Raw genomic sequence first — 18,272 nt, 5'->3', positions numbered from 1 at the left:
CTTTCCTTGACGATGAGAATTAACCATGAGTATAATGAATCCAATAATCAAGGGAGGCTCGTAATGAATAAGCCAAATGAAATTATCGTCGTTCTCGATTTTGGGGGACAATACAACCAACTTATCGCGCGCAGAATTCGGGACCTGGGAGTATACAGTGAACTTTTGCCGTACAATACGCCAGTAGACAAGATCAAAGCACTTGCACCTAAAGGGATTGTCTTCTCTGGTGGCCCTAGCAGTGTATATGCTGAAGATGCTCCACATGTAGATCCAGCGATCTATGATTTAGGAGTACCGATCTTCGGTATTTGCTATGGTATGCAGCTAATGGCTCACCAACTTGACGGTAAAGTGGAACGCTCCGCTAAACGTGAATATGGTAAAGCCGATATTGATTTTGAAGATGGTACTGCACTAGTTGCTGGGCTAGAGAGCCGTCAGACGGTATGGATGAGCCATGGTGACCATGTAGTTGAACTTCCAACAGGATTCAAGCTGGATGCAGGAACTGAAAGTGCTCCAATCGCGGCAATGAGCAATGATGAGCGTAAATTGTTCGCGGTTCAATTCCACCCAGAAGTACGTCACTCTGTACATGGTAATGAAATGATCTCGAACTTCTTGTATCAAATTTGCGGCTGCGACGGCAAATGGACGATGGAATCGTTTATTGATGAAGCTATTCAAGATATTCGTAACCAAGTTGGAGACAAAAAAGTACTCTGCGCACTTAGCGGTGGGGTAGATTCTTCCGTAGTTGCAATGCTTATTCACCGTGCAATCGGTGACCAATTAACTTGTATGTTTATTGATCACGGTCTTTTGCGTAAAGGTGAAGCTGAAAGTGTTATGGAGACCTTCGTAGGTAAATTCGATATTCATGTCGTGAAAATCGATGCACGCGATCGCTTCATGAGCAAGCTTGCAGGTGTTGAAGATCCTGAACAAAAACGTAAAATCATCGGTAATGAGTTTATCTACTGCTTCGACGAAGAGTCGGCTAAGCTCGGAGATTTCGCATTCCTTGCACAAGGTACACTGTATACGGATATCGTTGAGAGCGGAACAGCTACAGCTCAAACAATTAAATCTCACCACAACGTGGGTGGTCTGCCAGAAGATATGAAATTCAGCTTGATCGAGCCGTTAAACACCTTGTTTAAGGATGAGGTTCGTAAACTAGGTGAAGAACTGGGAATGCCACGTGCTATCGTTTGGCGTCAACCTTTCCCTGGTCCAGGTCTTGCTATCCGTGTCTTGGGTGAAGTAACAGAGGACAAGCTTACTATCGTTCGCGACTCTGACTACATTCTGCAAGAGGAAATTGCTAAAGCGGGATTAGACCGTGAAATTTGGCAATACTTCACTGCTCTGCCTAACATGAAGAGTGTTGGTGTTATGGGAGATGCTCGTACTTATTCCTACACAGTAGGTGTGCGCGCAGTAACTTCCATCGACGGCATGACGGCTGACTGGGCGCGTATCCCATGGGATATTCTTGAGAAAATCTCGGTACGTATCGTCAACGAAGTTGAGAATGTAAACCGCGTAGTGTATGACATCACTTCGAAACCACCAGCAACAATCGAGTGGGAATAGGATCGGTGCAACTATAGATTTCAAAAAAACTCTCTTTTATTTGCGTTATCTAGCAAATAAAGGGGAGTTTTTTTATTTCTCAAGTAAAGGGTTGTGCTGGAGATACCGTTTTTCACAAATCTTTCATGAATACGGTTTGTTGAAAGGGCTTGCAACCCCGGAAAAGTTATGATAAATTGTACTTGTCTAAAAAATAGACAAGACAAATAAATGCATTTTCTACTAAAGGAGCCAATCAAATTGATGACTATTACCAAAGAGACACCTCATATTAAACCGAACGGGGTAGAGATCGCTGAATCGATTCTGTTGCCTGGTGATCCTTTAAGAGCTAAGTTCATTGCGGAAACTTTTTTAGAAGATTACCAGTGCTTTAACGAGGTAAGAGGAATGTTAGGATATACCGGTACTTACAAAGGGAAGAAAATCTCTGTTATGGGTACGGGAATGGGTCCAGCGAGCATGGGGATTTATTCTTGGGAATTAATCAATATATTCGGAGTTAAGAATTTAATCAGAATTGGTACCTGTGGTGCAATGCAAGAAAACATTGAGCTATACGATGTAATTTTCGGTATGGGAGCTGCAACGGATTCCAATTATGGTCATCAATATAATTTACCTGGACAATATCCACTAACGGCTTCTTTTGAGCTTTTGGAGAAAGCTAAGAAAATAGCAGATGATAAAGGACAAAAGGTTCATATTGGTAATATTTTATCCAGTGAAATATTTTATAATGCGGATCGGGCAGCTAATAAAAAGTGGCAGGATGTAGGGATTCTGGGCGTTGAAATGGAATCTGTGGCCCTCTATTGGAACGCTATCCAAGCACGTGTAAATGCGCTGTGCATTCTAACAGTGAGTGATCATCTTATTACAGGAGCACAGACCACTTCGGAGGAACGCCAAACTGCATTTACTAAAATGATGGAGATCGCATTAGAGTTAGCGTAAATGCCCTCCTTCTATGTGAAACTAATGTAAACGATATAAAGTTTATACAGCATGAGATATTGGAAGCCTATTATGAATCAATCCGTTGGAAATAAACCGATCGTAAGCTTAAGTAAAGTCGTTCCGGTTATATTATTTTTAATTACTAGATAAGGGATGAGAGTAGAATGAAGAAATTTAAACGTGTACATTTGATCGTTATGGATTCAGTAGGCATTGGAGAAGGAAAAGACGCGGATCAATTTAACGATGTTGGCTCCCATACCCTTTTACACATTGCAGAACATATGAACGGATTAAATCTGCCCAACCTGGCCAAATTGGGTCTATCTAATATTGAAGAAATTTTGGGTGTTCCAAAAGCAGAGAAACCACTTGCTTATTATACTAAATTACAGGAAAAATCAGTCGGGAAAGATACAATGACAGGTCATTGGGAGATCATGGGTTTAAATATTGATCAACCCTTTAATGTGTATCCAAATGGATTCCCCGACGAATTAATTAAACAGATCGAGGACATAACTGGCCGAAAAGTAGTAGCGAATAAGCCTGCAAGTGGAACGGCTATTCTTGATGAATATGGCGAGCATCAAATGAAAACAGGGGATCTGATCGTTTATACCTCTGCTGACCCGGTTCTGCAAATTGCAGCTCATGAAGAAATCATCCCATTAGAAGAGTTATATGATATTTGTGAAAAGGTTCGGGAAATCACCAAAGACCCTGCCTATTTAATTGGTCGTATTATTGCCAGACCTTATGTAGGCCAACCCGGGAAATTTACGAGAACCTCCAATCGTCATGACTATGCCTTGAAACCATTTCATAAAACCGTTATGAATAGCTTGCAAGACGGAGGTTATGATGTCATCGCCATTGGTAAAATCAATGATATTTTCGATGGTGAAGGCGTTACTGAATCCATTCGTACAAAAGACAATATGGATGGCGTGGATAAACTGCTTGATGTAATTAAAAAAGATTTCACTGGAATGAGCTTTTTGAATTTAGTTGATTTCGATGCTTTATACGGTCATCGTCGTGATCCGGAAGGCTATGGAAGAGCATTAGAGGAATTTGATAAACGATTAGATGAGGTATTCGATTCCATTCTAGAAGATGATTTGTTAATCATTACGGCTGACCATGGAAATGACCCGACCTTCCCTGGTACAGACCATACTCGTGAGTTTATTCCTGTCCTAGTCTATTCCAAGCAATTAAAAGACAGTGGCGCATTACCTGAGCATGATACCTTTGCTGATATCGGTGCGACTATAGCGGATAACTTTGATGTTGATATGCCAGACAACGGTGAGTCTTTCTTGCCATTTCTTAAATAATTGATATCACATAAAAACCTCCAAAGTTTCTTTTTGGAGGTTTTTACGTTGTGATTGAAGCAGAGAAGGAGATTCCTTGTCGCTTGAAAAATGATGTGTCATAATGGGGAGAAAAGGACATCAGATGAATGAACACACATAAACTAGATAAATTGAAACGGCCGCTTTATATCAATGTATATGATGAGCTTCTTCTTCAGATTAATAAAGGAGAATACCTCGTAGGTAGTCAGCTTCCTTCAGAACCGGATTTAGCCAAAAAACTTGGGGTTAGTCGCGCTACTTTACGGCAAGCTTTAGTTCTTTTGCAAGATGATGGATTAGTAAGAAATGTACGTGGTAAGGGAAACTTTGTACTTGAATCTTCTTATAAACAAGAGGATATTCAATTAGAGAAACTGAGCAACCCCATGCATAAATGTCATATAAGCATATTTGACCAAGTTGATTTACATTATCGGCTGGACCCGCAAACGGAACATACCAAACAAGTATTAAGAAGAGATTCAGCTACAGTTGTAGCTTTGGAGCGTTTGTATAGAAAGGGAGGCGAGCTACATGCTTACGCTTTTACTTTTATGTCCATGCAAACAGTAGAGAGGTTATCTTTGGATCTTGATAATAAAGAGAAAATGCTGGATTTTCTAGAGAATCAGGCTTATGTAGATGCTAACCATGGGAATATTGAAATAAAATATACGCATACCGTTAACTTAGCTGATCGGAAAGATAAATTAATGGGGCGGAACGAGTGCTTTTTACTACTAGAAACCCTTTACGACAAAACAGAGCCAGATTATCCGTTAATGTATAATAAATTTTATATTCCACAGCAGTTCTCAAATTTAAAATTAATTTTATCTAAAGGCTGACCAATAATAATAGATTAGAAAAACTCCCTTTTATCTGCGATATTTAGCAGACAGAAGGGAGTTTTTTGACCCGAATCAAAGAGTTTTTCGAGGGGGGATTGCTTAATGCAAAATAAATCCTTCTTCTTCGGCTTCATTGCTTGGCAGGAAAGGCAGCTTCGGGTTCGTTTTCAATAAAGTATCCATCAACGCATGATCAAAATTATGCTTTACTGCACAGTTGCGGTCAAAAATCATGGTTGCCTCATCTCCCGGTTTACATGCCGGCCACTGGGGGAGGGAAGGGATGTTAGGATTGCCATAGCGTGCAAAGCTTACCCAGGCACCACAGATGCGTTCCTCCATCCGATCGGAAACTCCCAGAATGAGGCACACGGGAACACGTTCCGTATTATGGAACACGAAAGGGATCTCAGCACAGTGCCATGCTGTCTTGCCGCCCTCAAAAGGAAATTCATAAGTAAACAAGTAGGAGTAGGTAGGAGCTTCCTCGTGTCCGGATTTCTTCTCAATAAAGTCCTTGGTTGGAACACGGAAGAAGGTATCTAAGAATAGCAGGTCGGACAAGTGTTTATCCGGATACGCTTCCTTAAATTGTGTGACCAGCTTCTCCGTACGATTGCCATACTTTTGAGTCAGCATCTCCATGGTGGCATCCTCAGACACGTCCTGCTTGTTAGGAACACCGGGACCAAAAGCGAACTCACCAAATACGCTACCAATCAATACCGGAATGGTCTTCGCATGCTCGGTAAAGCCCACCTCTCTAGGGTCGCCTACATAGAATTCATTAGGCATAGGATTGCCGCCAATGTATTCCCCTTGCATTGCGAGCGCCGGTGCAACTTTATTATAAGCTGCAGCTAACTGAGGATAAGGAACCGCTTCCAATTTTTTTACTTCGTCCGCGCCCATATTAAGCTCTGCCAACAGTGCCTTTACAATGGCGCTGCTATCAGTCTTGCGGTTGTCCAAAAACCCATCAATTAATCCGCTCTGGATAACGCCCTTATGGAACAGGCCGTCTGCTGCCGGAGTATTCATTAGTGTCCATACCTTCATACCGCCACCAGACTGTCCGAAGATGGTCACATTGTCCGGGTCGCCGCCGAAAGCTGTAATGTTTTCCTGGATCCATTTTAAAGCTGCTACCATATCGGCATTTCCGGCATTAGCGGAATTGACGTATTTATCTCCAAAAGCAGACAGGTTCATGTATCCCAGAATATTCAATCGGTGATTTAAGGTTACTACGACCACATCGCCGAACTCACTAAGCTTGTCTCCTTCATAAGCTACCTGTTCAATAGAAGAGCCAGCTGCGAAACCGCCCCCGTGCAGCCATACCATAACAGGTTTTTTGGCCTGCGGTTCAAGGCTCTGAGTCCAGATGTTCAGATACTGACAATTCTCATCCATAGGCCAGTAACGGTGAGGAACCAGCACTTCCATGACGGGCTGATCCTGGGTTAACATGGGAGACACATAACCGTAAGCGAGTGCATCCTTAATTCCCTCCCAAGGCGCTACCTCTGTGGGCATCTGGAAGCGCTTGGCATCTGCGTACTTTATCCCGTGAAAGGTATAAGTGCCGTTGACCTGAAAGCCTCTCATTTTTCCGGCTTTAGTCTGTACAATGGGTTCTGCTGAGGAACATACGAAATTTTTTGTTGTCATCATGGAAATCCTCCTTGCATCAGATAGCCCCATTATAATAAAAGAAGGATAGTGAAAAATATAGGAAACTTATCTGCTTTATCCTTATTCTTTGCTTCTTTTCTGAAGGTCAGCAGGTCTGGTCTCAGGATAAGAAAATAATCATGATAAAAAAGTCAAGAATCCCTTATGCAGCAGAATTCATCAGCACCCTTTAGAGGTCATCGCTAAGTTGATCTCATAGGATTTTTTTACGATAGAGTCTAATCAAAAAAACTGTGATAGACGCTATATAGCTGCTTTATATGAATGTGATAAAATGGGAAAAATCTATCATAGGGAGAAATTAACATGGGGTTTTCTCTTCTCGGCACACTAATGGCCTTAATTATCCTTGCACCTAGTTTGTTAATGATTAAGTTTCCACCTGAGAATGCCCCTGCCGGTGTTCGAGATGCAGGACCGGTCTTTACAATTTTGGAGAGAGTAGGGCAGTTGGGTTGTATCGGCATTCTTGCTATCTCAAAGGATAACTTTCAAGATGTGAAATTCGGTGTGGTAGCTGCCTTCATCGTCTTGTTTATCGTTGTTTATTATGGTCTATGGGTTCGATATATAGTTAAGGGGCAGCAATTTAAATTATTATGGGACCCTTTAGTTTTTATTCCGATCCCGATGGCAGTTCTTCCAGTATGTGCATTCGGATTGGCAGCGATTTGGGGAAAATCTATTTGGCTGAGTATTGCAGTAGTTTGTTTAGCGATAGGGCATTTAGCTAATTCTTGGCATAGTTATAAGCATAGTAAAGATTAATAATTAGAATTATAGTAAAATATACCCATACAAAAAGTGATTGAATAGTTAATAAGCTACGTGACTAGAAGAGGTTTGAAGGTAGATAAAAGCATAAAAATGTATGAATTACGAACAATGGAAAAAATAAAGTCGAAAATGTTCGCTTTTTATCATTGACAACTTATATGATGTCCACCTAAAATGATAGAGCACAACAACATAATTCTTTCGTATATTTCCGGGAATCGGCCTGGAAGTTTCTACGAGGTCACCGTAATGACCTGGCTACGATTAAGAAGAGCAGAGCAACCCCGCATTGTCCTTAATTAGGACTATGGTCATGGGGGACTACTCTTTTTTTCGAGCCGGTGTCTAACAGATACCGGCTTTTTGTTGCTGTCAGACACACAACATACCTTAGGGGGAGAACAATTTGAATCGGTTTTTCAAGTTGAAAGAGAACGGCACCACAGTTCGTACAGAGATCATGGCGGGCTTGACCACGTTCATGGCAATGGCTTACATCTTGTCGGTTAATCCGAGTACTTTAACAGCATTTGGCCGTATTGATATGGGTTGGTATTCTGTATTTCTAGCGACTGCGCTGGCAGCAGGTATTTTCACCATCGCAATGGGCGTGTTCATAAACTTTCCAGTGGCATTGGCACCTGGTATGGGACTTAACGCATATTTTGCTTCCGTAATTCTATCTTCCGCCACATCAGAGCATCCATTCACTTGGCAAATGGGTCTGACAGCCGTATTTATTTCCGGTTTGATCTTTATCTTGCTGACTGTAACTCGAGTGCGACAGATCTTACTAACTGCAATTCCTGATAGTTTGAAACATGCGATTACAGTAGGTATCGGGATGTTCATTACGATCCTTGGTCTTAAGAACAGTGGACTCATGACGATTGGTGTTGAAGCTGGTAAAGACATTCCTGCTAACACTTTTACAGATGTCCTTTCCTTTGAAACTATCATTCACATGGGTAGCCTAGAGAATTCCAATGTCCAATTGGTAATTATCGGACTTCTTCTAATCTCTATCCTGATGGTATTGAACGTTAAAGGTGCGATTTTATTCGGTATCTTGGGAACAACGGTCGCTGGTATGTTGATGGGCGTAGTTGATTTCAGCGCATTGTCCAGTCCGGCAACGCCTTGGGTTCCTGATTTCACACAATTGAACTTCTTCCAATTTGACTGGGATGGTATCCTGCACACAGGTATTGTTTCAGCGATTGCAACTTTCACATTTGTAGAGTTGTTTGATACATTTGGTACACTTGTAGGTACGGCTCAACGCGCTGGTATTATGGATAACCCTGAAGAAGGTAATAGACGTGTAGGTAATGCAATGTTTGTCGATGCAGTTGCTGTAGCAGGTGGTGCGGCACTGGGTACTTCGACTACTACTGCTTTTGTAGAAAGCGCGGCAGGTGTTGCTGAAGGTGGACGTACAGGTCTTACAGCTGTAACAACTGGCGTATGCTTCTTGCTTGCATTGTTCCTTGCTCCAGTGGTTGCTCTTATTCCTGGATCTGCTACAGCCGCAGCATTGATCGTCGTAGGTGTGCTGATGGCACAATCGATCCGTCAAATCGATTTTCAAGATATGGTTGTTGCGATTCCAGCGTTCCTAACTCTTGTTATCATGCCTTTCACTTATAATATCGCTAACGGTATTTCCTTTGGTATCGTAACTTATGTAATCCTTGCTTCTGTTGCTAACCTTGCGGGTAAGAAGAAATACGATATTCACTGGATGATGTGGGTACTTGCGATTCTGATCATTCTCCGTTATGTATTCCTTGGTAGCGAGGGCTAACATATATACAGTATTTCTGAAATTCATCTCGGGCTCCTTCATTACTGAAGGGGCCGTTTTTTTATTTTGGATAATGTATTCTCCTACTTAACTTGTTGGATGTTCTTCCTTTTCATCATCCAATATTTAGATTATATTGTTGAAGAGGTGATGAATGTTGTCCACAAGATTTAGCAATTGGTCTTCTTATTTTAAAAGTAATCCTTGGCCTCTCTTATTGTTTTTGCTGGGGGCTGTGATTCGCATTTTTTACTTTGGTTCGATTCCAGGTGGCTTGAATCAGGATGAGGCATCTATAGGTTATGATGCTTACGCTATTCTTCATTATGGAATAGACCGCAATGGTATTCATTTACCTATTCACCTCATTGCTTGGGGAAGCGGACAGAATGCACTTTATGCTTACTTATCAATGCCTTTCATATTATTGTTCGGACTCACTCCAATGTCTGTACGTGCTGTTAGCTTAATCATGGGTCTACTGGGTATGCTCGTATTCTATCTTCTTTCCAAAGAGCTATTTACTTCCAGAACTGCTGGTATTGTGGCGATGTTTTTTATCGCAATTAATCCTTGGCATATTATGATGTCAAGATGGGCACTGGAATCTAATTTATTTCCCACCCTGATTCTGTTCTCCGTTTATATGTTACTTAAATCATTTCATATTCCGAAGTGGTCTTATGGCTTTACAATTATGCTTGCCCTTTCACTTTATGCTTATGGAACATCCTATTTTTTTGTGCCGATATTTGCTTTAGGTGCTGGAATTCTTCTATTCTATACAAGAGCGCTAAAGCTTCGGACCATTCTATGGAACTGTGCTCTGTTTATATTAATGGCGCTCCCAATCTTCCTATTTATTATGATCAATCGATTGTCGCTAGATGGGATTTTGACCCCATTATTCTCAATTCCGAGATTGACAACGCCGCGTGTGGAACAGGTAACTTCTATATTCGGAGGGCAACTATTACATACAGCATTAAGCAATTTCCGGGAATTTTTGAAGATATTCATTAGCGGATCTGATGGTTTGCCTTGGAATTCGATTTCACCTTATGGATACGCGTATCCTATTGCGTTACCCTTTGTACTTATAGGACTTATATTTATGTTAACGACAATACGGAACCGTGGTCGTGAGCGGACGGGACTGCTCGTTATTTTACTTTGGCTGTTTGTTTCCGTTTTGATGACCTTTGTTACGAACGTAAACATTAATCGGATGAATGTGATTTTCTATCCAATCATTTTGCTGATTGTTGCAGGGTTTATGTGGTTAAGCAAGAAAGTAAAAGTATTAGGAATTCTGTCGGCTGTAACCTTTAGCTTATTTTTTGTTCTGTTCACTACAGTTTATTTCCGTGATTATCCTAAAGAGATAGGACCAGCTTTCTATGAATCCTTCGGTGAGGCCATACAATATGCTTCTGAAGAGAGTGCTGGCAACATCTACGTGACTGATAAAGTTAATATGCCTTATATTTATGTGCTTTTTTATGAGCAGATCAATCCCCATGATTTCTTAGCAACCGTTAATTATTCTAATCCTGGAGGTGCATTTCAGCAGGTGTCTTCCTTTGGGAGATATAGATTTGGATATTCAAGCATAGTTCCGGGAGAGACAGCGACATATATCTTGTGGAATGGTGATCCCATTCCTGCTGAAAGCGATAATTATTCGGTTAAACGTTTTGCCAACTATACTGTTGTGACCGCTAAGACTGGGGTAGTAGAGGGAATCTCGGAACTTACAAATGGAGGATTTGAAGAGGGGATATCAGGCTGGAGCTTCTCATCCGGTACGGGTATGGCAACCAATAATCCCTATAATGGAAGTTATCTAGCCTATCTTGATCCGGGATTTGACAAAACGATTACACAATCTATCAGAATAGCAGAACCTGGAGAATATAAGCTTGGTATAATGGTTAGTGCTGGTGGAGAAGAAGGAAGGGTTGGCGTCCGAGTTAATGGCGTAGTGCGGGCGGAGGCTGAAATACCTGCTAGTGATGTTTATCAAGAGCTTACACTTCCAATGGTATCTATCGGTGAGAATGAGCAAACTGAAATTTTTATTAAAGGCGGTAAAGGCTGGATTAATATAGACGAGGTGAGGTTGGAACGATGATCAAGAGTACACGTACGGCCGCAATGACTGTATTGATGCTGTTATTGTTTTTGCTTCCTGTAACAAGCATTTATGCAGATGGAAATCTATTGCAGAACCCTGGATTTGAGGAGGGAGGAGAGGATGCTCCTTCTAACTGGACTAAGGATATGTGGATTTCTGGAGATAACTCGGGCATACTTTCAATCCAATCGGACGAGGTTCACTCCGGTAGTAAAGCGGCAGTCATTGAGAATATCGAACCCAATCATTTGAAATGGGTGCAGACGATTAAGGCAACGCCGGACAGCTATTATAAAATCTCTGGATGGATCAAAGTAGTAAGTACCGCAGGCGAGGGAATGGGCGCTAATATACTTGCCGTTGGAGTAGGTGGGGGTTATCCCAGTGTAACGGATACGGCAGGAGAGTGGCAGTATCTTGAATACATAGGCCAGACAGGACCTAAGCAGAAAGAATTCGGCATAGGTGCAAGTTTGGGAGGTTACTCCAGCTTGATTCAAGGTAAAGCTTATTTTGATGATTTGTCTGTAGAAAAATTAGACGCTGCTCCTGAAGGGGCCAACGTCATTTCACTGGATAGTGCAGCAGTTAGTCAGGATGCTGGTGGCAAAAAAGCGGATACCCCACATAAGGTATCTCCAACCAAGATGCTGCTGATCTCAGCGCTTTTCAGTGTATTTTTTGCAGTGCTTTATACCAAGGCATTCCGTAGTGAGAAGCTTATGAAGCAACCTGAGAATGTCTATTCCAAATGGCTGAGCATTGCCATCGGGGTTGCTTTTATCCTAAGGGTCTGGATTGGTCTGACTGCTCAAGGCTATCAGAACGACATGAATACCTTTATAGCTTGGGGTCAGCGTATGGTTGATTTAGGTCCAGGCAAGTTTTATGAAGAAGGGTATTTTGCCGATTATCCTCCTGGTTATTTGTACATTTTGTACATGCTTAGTCTTATTCACGGTGTATTTGGCTTTGCGCATGGTTCGGGTGGAGAGAATCTGCTATTCAAACTGCCAGCGATTATTTCTGATTTGGTATTGGGTTACTTCATATATCAAATGTCCCGCAAAAAACTCGGCTCAGGGATCGCTTTTGGCTTAACGCTATTATTTCTGTTTAATCCGGCGGTGCTCGTTAATTCAGCGGCGTGGGGACAAGCGGATTCGTTCTTTTTGATTTTCCTGTTGCTCAGTATCCATGGCGCTGCGAACAAAAAGTTTGTTCAATCCGCGATTTTGTTTGCATTAGCAACTTTAATTAAACCACAATCGTTAATATTCACACCGGTATTATTGTTTGCTTTCTATCATCACCGTGCTTGGAAGCAGCTTGGATTTGGAGCTTTGTATGGATTAGGGATATTCGGATTGCTCGCGGCACCATTTTTCTGGAATAACGGTGGTTTAGTTGGCCTTATTAATCTGTATAAGAGTACGTTATCTTCCTATCCCTATTCTTCTGTGAATGCATTTAATCTATATGCACTGACTGACCCGATGTGGTCATCTCTTGACCTAACTTGGTTAGGTATTACTTACCGTGTATGGGGCTTCATATTTATTTTAGTGGCAGTAGCCATAGCAACGTTTTATTCTTTCAAAAAAGATCGCTTGGATTTATCCAAATCCTACTTTATCGGTATGGCGCTCATTGTAGTAGTCTTTGTGCTTGGAACCAAAATGCATGAACGTTATATGTTCCCTGCTGTTATTCTATGTATGTTCACTTATATAGCGAGTCGGGATCGTAGGTTTTTATCCCTATTCCTTGGATTCAGCTTAACGCAGTATATCAATGTGGCTTATACGTTAACTCATCTAAATGCAGGTGTAAATCCAGGTGCAGATGGAATCGTTTTGGTAACTTCAATTGCTAACCTGTCATTATTGCTATACATGCTCTACATCGGCTACGACGTGTATGTTCGTGGGGGAGTAAAACCTCTTCCAGCACCACCAACACCTGAAGAAAAATATGAAGAAGACCTTAAAGTCGTCGAGCAAATAAGACCGCACCAGAAGGGAGGGAGATTGAGCGATGAAGTTTAAGCGTATAGATTGGATATGTATTCTTGCCATTACTGCCGTTTACGCGGCAATTGCTTTATATAATTTAGGTTCTACTAAATCTCCAGAGACCTTGTGGGAGCCAGCTGCCAGCGGTGAAAGCTTCTATGTAGATCTAGGACAGAGTAAACAATTGGAACGCGTGAATATCTTCGGTGGCGTAGGTACCGGGAAGTTTAAGCTCGAATTCAGTGAATCCCCTGATGTGTGGAGTAGTCCGCTGGATGTAAGCGAGGATGTTGGGAATGTCTTCATCTGGAAAAGCCAACCTCTGAACGTTGCAGCAAGATACGTGAAGTTTACAGTCACATCTCCAGGGTTCACTTTAAATGAAATGGCCTTCTATGAGCAGGGAGGCGAAAGAGTACCTCTTCCTATTGCCGGTGTTACACCGGATGCTAATGCAGTCGCTAAAAGAGGAGAGCCTGCCAATCTTTTTGACGAGCAGTCACTCATCCCTGAATATTCTAACTTTATGAATAGCACTTATTTTGACGAGATCTACCATGCACGGACAGCTTATGAATATACACACGGGATTGTGCCTTATGAGAACACGCACCCACCACTAGGCAAGCTATTGATCGCAGTAGGGATGGAACTGTTCGGAGTCAATCCTTTCGGCTGGCGTATTATCGGAACATTGTTCGGGATTGCCATGCTGCCTCTCATTTATGTAATGGCACTACGTCTCTTTAAAAAGAGCAAATACGCAGCACTTGCAGCTGGATTGTTCGCACTGGATTTCATGCATTTCACACAAACAAGAATCTCTACGATCGATGTATACGGAGTATTCTTCATCATGTTAATGTTTTATTTCATGCAGCGATATTACACTATGAATTTCTTCAGGCAGCCCTTAAGAAAAACGCTAATTCCGTTGTTCTGGTCCGGGCTATTCTTCGGAATTGGTGTCGCCTCCAAGTGGATTGTACTGTACGGAGGAGCTGGGCTGGCCATTATGCTAGCTATCTCGCTCTTCGAGCGCTACAGAGAATACCAAGCATCGGGACGGTTGCTCGCGGAAGGGAAGATCAAAGATAAGGAACTGCTGGGCACCTGTCGCGAAGCCGTAAATTCGTTCTGGAAAAATACCATTATTACGCTAGCTAGTTGTGTTGCATTTTTCGTAATCATACCGGTCATTATTTATAGTTTATCTTTTGTTCCGGGTTTATCTGCATCCGCAGAGGGCTTTACTATAAAAGGCTTGATTGATTCCCAAAAGAACATGTACAACTATCACAGTCAGCTTGTAGCTACACATCCTTTTGCGTCCTCTTGGTGGCAATGGCCGTTTATGAAGAGACCCGTCTGGTTCTTCAGTGGCAGTGAGGGTTTGCCGCAAGGTCAGGTCAGCAGTATAGTGACTATGGGGAATCCGCTTATCTGGTGGACGGGTATTTTCGCAATGCTGGCAACGCTGTGGATTACACTGAAACGCAAAGATAAGACCCTTTATATGATCTGGATCGCCTTTTTCTCACAATATGTTCCGTGGATGCTTGTCCCAAGGGAAACCTTTATCTACCATTATTTTGCTATGGTGCCTTTTATGATTCTTGGTATTGTATATATAATGAAGTTGCTAGATAGCAAATATCCTGAGGCTCGATATGTTAGTTATGTCTATGTGGCTGTTGCTTTACTGCTCTTTGTCGCGTTCTACCCTGTCCTGTCAGGGATGGAGGTAAGCGGAGATTATGTGAAGAATATGCTGCGTTGGTTCCCATCTTGGGTTTTCTAAGATTTTTTTAAAATATCTATAACAATAAGTTTATGCTTACAGCGTTATTATGAAGTACAGAAAGATGTAACGCTCCATAAAGCTTTTAGGAGGAATAAAGGTGAAAGCCAGATATAGTGTAATTGTACCCATGTTCAATGAGGAGCAAGTAATTAGCGTTACTTACGAACGTTTGAAAAAAGTAATGGACGAATGCGGCGATACTTATGAGCTAGTCTTCGTTAATGACGGAAGTCGTGATCGTTCGGCCCAGATGATTCGGGAGATCAGTGATCGGGATGAATGCGTCAAGCTAATTGACTTCTCGCGTAATTTCGGACATCAGGTAGCGATTACAGCTGGCATGGACTATGCCGAAGGTCAAGCGGTTGTTGTTATTGACGCTGACCTTCAAGATCCACCGGAGGTCATTTTGCAAATGATCGAGAAGTGGAAAGAGGGCTATGACGTTGTGTATGCGAAGCGGCTGAAGCGCCGTGGAGAAACGATGTTCAAAAAGGTAACGGCCAAGATCTTTTATCGATTGCTCAGCAGCATGACAAGTGTAGACATTCCCACGGACACAGGTGATTTTCGTCTTATTGATCGTAAGGTATGTGATGTCTTGCGAGGTCTCAAGGAAAAAAATCGGTATGTCAGAGGTTTAGTGAGCTGGGTCGGCTTCAAGCAAACGATGGTGGAATATGAGCGGGAAGAACGATTTGCAGGAGAAACTAAGTATCCTCTTAAGAAAATGATTCGTTTTGCGCTGGATGGGATCACTTCCTTTTCGCATAAGCCACTTAAGATTGCTACGTATGTCGGATTCTTTCTTTCCTTCTCTAGCTTTCTCTATTTATTCTTCGTATTGTTTCAAAGAATCTTTTTCACCTCATGGACGGTTCCAGGTTGGGCTTCCATTGTAGGGGTCAATTTGCTCTTTAACGGTATCGTTCTGATGCTGCTAGGTGTAATCGGTGAGTATATTGGACGGATTTATGACGAGTCTAAGGATAGACCGTTGTATATTGTCAGTGAGACCATAGGATATCGTAACGAAGAAGAAGTGGATCGCCGGAAGGATTACAAAGATGTCAGATAAGAACTTTCGGACTGCTTTCATACAGTTTCTCAAATTTAATGCTGTAGGTCTGGTAAATACCCTCATTGATTTCGTAATCTTCACATTACTGAACTCACTTGGGATGGTATATGCGTTGGCACAGGTGATTTCTTATAGTGCAGGGACAGCGAACAGCTTTATTTTGAATAAAAAAGTAACCTTTAAGGATCGTGATCGTGGCAATAAAGAGGGTTTTGATAAGACGCAGTTGCTGAAGTTTATCGTACTGAATCTGGTAGTACTCGGAATATCGCTGTTGCTAATGCATCTGTTGACTGACAAACTAGGCATTCAAGTGTTGATCTCTAAGGTATTAGTAACGTTTGTGACGGTGATCATTAACTTCTTCGGAAGTCGTAAATGGGTATTCTAAAGTTCAGAAGAACCAATCTACGGAGGTGAAAAATTATGCGTAAATTCTCGTATGTGCTCATACTGGCGGGGATCCTTATCATGCTCTATCCAAAAGCTAACGAATGGTATAACGACTGGCAGCAGGATAAGCTATTAGAATCGGCTGAACTGAGCACCAGTGAAAATACTCCACCACCTGATCTGAAGAGCAGATATGCCGAGGTCACTCAGCTATTAGCGGAGGAATCAGCTCTAGATGCACAAGCACAGCCGCAAGAAACAGAAAAGCCGGGGCCGGAAATTGAAGTGGGTGGCAAAGTTATCGCATTAATTGAGATCGATAAGATCGATCTGAAGCTGCCTGTATTAGAAGGGGCTACTAAAGCGAATATGAAGCATGCCGCGGCCCATATGAAAGAAACAACTCCAATAGGAGAAATAGGGAACGCCGCAATAGCTGCACATAGAGCTAGAACTACGGGCAGATTGTTTAACAGATTGAATGAGGTTGTGATTGGGGATACGATTACGGTAAAGACTAGCGATCAGACTTATAATTACGAGGTTTATGATATTTCTGTTGTACTTCCTAGTGATGTGTCTGTTCTAGACGGGAATAACAAAGATAAAATTCTTACTCTAATTACGTGTGACCCACTAGTAGATCCTACACATCGTTTGATTGTTCATGCCAAGCTTTCCTAATCGTTGACGAGAAATAACAAGAAAAATCAAATACAGAGAAATAACTATAAAATAATAGTAAATCTAGCAATTTTGTTCTTGTTTACGAGGATAAATATGGTAGTATAAGACTATAAAAGCTAAACACGATAAACGGCAAACCTATCGAAAGGTAGGGACGCAAAGCTAAAGGGCCTTCCCGTAAGGATGGCAGCCAGTTACCGAATGAAGAGGCTTTTTTTGTTTTTATAAAATTTATAAGAATCTTAGATTCATATTTCTACTTGGACTGATTCTGTTAATTTGTCTAGTGAAATTAGAACAGATAGAGCTTATACGATAACGGCAAACCTATCGAAAGGTAGGGACGCAAAGCTAAAGGGCCTTCCCGAAAGGATGGCAGCCAGCTACCGAAAGGGGTTTTATCCGTGAAAAAGGTTTATTTTATGATGGTGGCGCTATTCGTACTGATTACTGCAGTTCCGGTAAGCACAGCTCAAGCCGCAAGTGTAGATGCGAGCTGGTTGATTACATCGAAAGTGGCTCAAGGTGTTATTGGGATTAACTATGATATTCCGAAAGATAAAAGAATCAAACTCATGATCACTAAAGACAACAGCAGCTATACATATAACTTATATGCTTCGGGACAAGCTGAGGACTTCCCTTTACAACAAGGTAATGGTACTTATAAGGTTTCTGTTCTTGAGAACACAACCGGCAATAAATACAAAGCGTTATATTCCGAAGTAGTAGACGTAACTATGAGTGACTCGAATTCCGTATATTTGGGCTCCGTACAGAATGTGAAATGGAGTTCTTCTGATAAAGCGATCCTTAAGGCAAAAGAGCTTACAAAAGGCAAAACAACAGATGAAGAGAAAGTTAAGGCAATCTATAACTATGTAGTTGCTAATGTACAATACGACTATTCTCTTGCTAATAACGTAACAACAGATTACATTCCGAACATTAACAACACTTTGAATACTAAAAAAGGAATCTGCTATGACTATGCTTCTCTTTTTGCCGCAATGCTGCGTAGTGTAGATGTGCCTGCTAAATTGGTGATGGGGAATACTAGCTACGTTACGCAATACCATGCATGGAATGAAGT

14 protein-coding genes and 3 riboswitches (1 of these 17 only partly in view) are annotated in these 18,272 nt (G+C 41.7%); of the genes, 13 read left to right on the top strand and 1 reads right to left on the bottom strand.

Features of this window, described 5'->3' with window-relative positions; translation table 11 throughout:
* Nucleotides 1-63 precede the first annotated feature (63 nt).
* The 4 genes from guaA (at nucleotide 64) to MKY52_RS06020 (ending at nucleotide 4,777) form a co-directional block, all read left to right on the top strand.
* Nucleotides 64-1,602, top strand: a complete 1,539-nt coding sequence (gene guaA, locus MKY52_RS06035) for a glutamine-hydrolyzing GMP synthase (RefSeq protein WP_341050404.1) — start codon at nucleotides 64-66, stop codon at nucleotides 1,600-1,602.
* Nucleotides 1,603-1,845: 243 nt separating this feature from the next.
* The gene (gene deoD, locus MKY52_RS06030; RefSeq protein ID WP_341050402.1) at nucleotides 1,846-2,559 is read left to right on the top strand and encodes a purine-nucleoside phosphorylase; all 714 of its coding nucleotides are present in this window, start codon (nucleotides 1,846-1,848) and stop codon (nucleotides 2,557-2,559) included.
* A 167-nt stretch (nucleotides 2,560-2,726) separates the two neighbouring features.
* The gene (gene deoB, locus MKY52_RS06025) at nucleotides 2,727-3,905 is read left to right on the top strand and encodes a phosphopentomutase (RefSeq protein WP_341050400.1); all 1,179 of its coding nucleotides are present in this window, start codon (nucleotides 2,727-2,729) and stop codon (nucleotides 3,903-3,905) included.
* 128 nt (nucleotides 3,906-4,033) lie between these two features.
* Complete coding sequence (locus tag MKY52_RS06020; protein ID WP_341050399.1) at nucleotides 4,034-4,777, top strand: GntR family transcriptional regulator; 744 nt, start codon at nucleotides 4,034-4,036, stop codon at nucleotides 4,775-4,777.
* Nucleotides 4,778-4,879: 102 nt separating this feature from the next.
* On the opposite strand, the gene MKY52_RS06015 is transcribed toward MKY52_RS06020, so the two are convergent.
* Complete coding sequence (locus MKY52_RS06015; protein WP_341050398.1) at nucleotides 4,880-6,457, bottom strand: carboxylesterase/lipase family protein; 1,578 nt, start codon at nucleotides 6,455-6,457, stop codon at nucleotides 4,880-4,882.
* Nucleotides 6,458-6,784: 327 nt separating this feature from the next.
* Between MKY52_RS06015 and MKY52_RS06010 the strand changes: the two genes are divergently transcribed.
* The 9 genes from MKY52_RS06010 to MKY52_RS05970 form a co-directional block, all read left to right on the top strand.
* Nucleotides 6,785-7,246, top strand: coding sequence for a hypothetical protein (locus MKY52_RS06010; RefSeq protein WP_341050397.1), 462 nt, complete (start codon nucleotides 6,785-6,787; stop codon nucleotides 7,244-7,246).
* A 190-nt stretch (nucleotides 7,247-7,436) separates the two neighbouring features.
* A riboswitch (purine riboswitch) is annotated at nucleotides 7,437-7,536 on the top strand.
* A 125-nt stretch (nucleotides 7,537-7,661) separates the two neighbouring features.
* Complete coding sequence (locus tag MKY52_RS06005; protein ID WP_042123999.1) at nucleotides 7,662-9,062, top strand: NCS2 family permease; 1,401 nt, start codon at nucleotides 7,662-7,664, stop codon at nucleotides 9,060-9,062.
* A gap of 154 nt (nucleotides 9,063-9,216) precedes the next feature.
* Nucleotides 9,217-11,196: a hypothetical protein gene (locus MKY52_RS06000; RefSeq protein ID WP_341050396.1), complete on the top strand. Its 1,980-nt coding sequence runs from the start codon at nucleotides 9,217-9,219 to the stop codon at nucleotides 11,194-11,196.
* On the top strand, nucleotides 11,193-13,247 hold the full coding sequence (locus MKY52_RS05995; RefSeq protein WP_341050395.1) for a glycosyltransferase 87 family protein: 2,055 nt from the start codon (nucleotides 11,193-11,195) through the stop codon (nucleotides 13,245-13,247). Before MKY52_RS06000 ends, MKY52_RS05995 begins: the two co-directional genes overlap by 4 nt.
* On the top strand, nucleotides 13,237-15,015 hold the full coding sequence (locus MKY52_RS05990; protein ID WP_341050394.1) for a phospholipid carrier-dependent glycosyltransferase: 1,779 nt from the start codon (nucleotides 13,237-13,239) through the stop codon (nucleotides 15,013-15,015). Before MKY52_RS05995 ends, MKY52_RS05990 begins: the two co-directional genes overlap by 11 nt.
* 100 nt (nucleotides 15,016-15,115) lie before the next feature.
* Entirely contained in the window at nucleotides 15,116-16,096 is a 981-nt protein-coding gene (locus tag MKY52_RS05985; RefSeq protein ID WP_076285851.1) for a glycosyltransferase family 2 protein, read from the top strand.
* Nucleotides 16,086-16,490, top strand: coding sequence for a GtrA family protein (locus MKY52_RS05980; protein ID WP_042184722.1), 405 nt, complete (start codon nucleotides 16,086-16,088; stop codon nucleotides 16,488-16,490). The genes MKY52_RS05985 and MKY52_RS05980 overlap by 11 nt, the downstream gene beginning before the upstream one ends.
* A gap of 35 nt (nucleotides 16,491-16,525) precedes the next feature.
* The gene (locus MKY52_RS05975; protein WP_341050393.1) at nucleotides 16,526-17,176 is read left to right on the top strand and encodes a class D sortase; all 651 of its coding nucleotides are present in this window, start codon (nucleotides 16,526-16,528) and stop codon (nucleotides 17,174-17,176) included.
* A gap of 124 nt (nucleotides 17,177-17,300) precedes the next feature.
* A riboswitch (cyclic di-GMP riboswitch) is annotated at nucleotides 17,301-17,381 on the top strand.
* A gap of 108 nt (nucleotides 17,382-17,489) precedes the next feature.
* Nucleotides 17,490-17,570: riboswitch (cyclic di-GMP riboswitch) on the top strand.
* A gap of 13 nt (nucleotides 17,571-17,583) precedes the next feature.
* On the top strand, nucleotides 17,584-18,272 hold the 5' portion of the coding sequence (locus tag MKY52_RS05970) for a transglutaminase-like domain-containing protein (RefSeq protein WP_081383096.1). The gene runs 121 nt beyond the window's last position; only the first 689 of its 810 coding nucleotides appear in the window; it begins with the start codon at nucleotides 17,584-17,586; its stop codon lies off the right edge, out of view.

The sequence above is a fragment of the Paenibacillus sp. FSL P4-0184 genome, assembly GCF_038004625.1.
GTDB lineage: Bacteria > Bacillota > Bacilli > Paenibacillales > Paenibacillaceae > Paenibacillus_AQ.
Note: the sequence above shows the minus strand (reverse complement) of the source record. Positions and strands in the feature narration are given on the sequence as shown.

Coding starts and splice junctions, on each gene's coding strand:
- guaA (WP_341050404.1), top strand. CDS start 64: ATGAATAAGCCAAATGAAATTATCGTCGTTCTCGATTTTGGGGGACAA.
- deoD (WP_341050402.1), top strand. CDS start 1,846: ATGACTATTACCAAAGAGACACCTCATATTAAACCGAACGGGGTAGAG.
- deoB (WP_341050400.1), top strand. CDS start 2,727: ATGAAGAAATTTAAACGTGTACATTTGATCGTTATGGATTCAGTAGGC.
- MKY52_RS06020 (WP_341050399.1), top strand. CDS start 4,034: ATGAACACACATAAACTAGATAAATTGAAACGGCCGCTTTATATCAAT.
- MKY52_RS06015 (WP_341050398.1), bottom strand. CDS start 6,457: ATGATGACAACAAAAAATTTCGTATGTTCCTCAGCAGAACCCATTGTA.
- MKY52_RS06010 (WP_341050397.1), top strand. CDS start 6,785: ATGGGGTTTTCTCTTCTCGGCACACTAATGGCCTTAATTATCCTTGCA.
- MKY52_RS06000 (WP_341050396.1), top strand. CDS start 9,217: ATGTTGTCCACAAGATTTAGCAATTGGTCTTCTTATTTTAAAAGTAAT.
- MKY52_RS05995 (WP_341050395.1), top strand. CDS start 11,193: ATGATCAAGAGTACACGTACGGCCGCAATGACTGTATTGATGCTGTTA.
- MKY52_RS05990 (WP_341050394.1), top strand. CDS start 13,237: ATGAAGTTTAAGCGTATAGATTGGATATGTATTCTTGCCATTACTGCC.
- MKY52_RS05980 (WP_042184722.1), top strand. CDS start 16,086: ATGTCAGATAAGAACTTTCGGACTGCTTTCATACAGTTTCTCAAATTT.
- MKY52_RS05975 (WP_341050393.1), top strand. CDS start 16,526: ATGCGTAAATTCTCGTATGTGCTCATACTGGCGGGGATCCTTATCATG.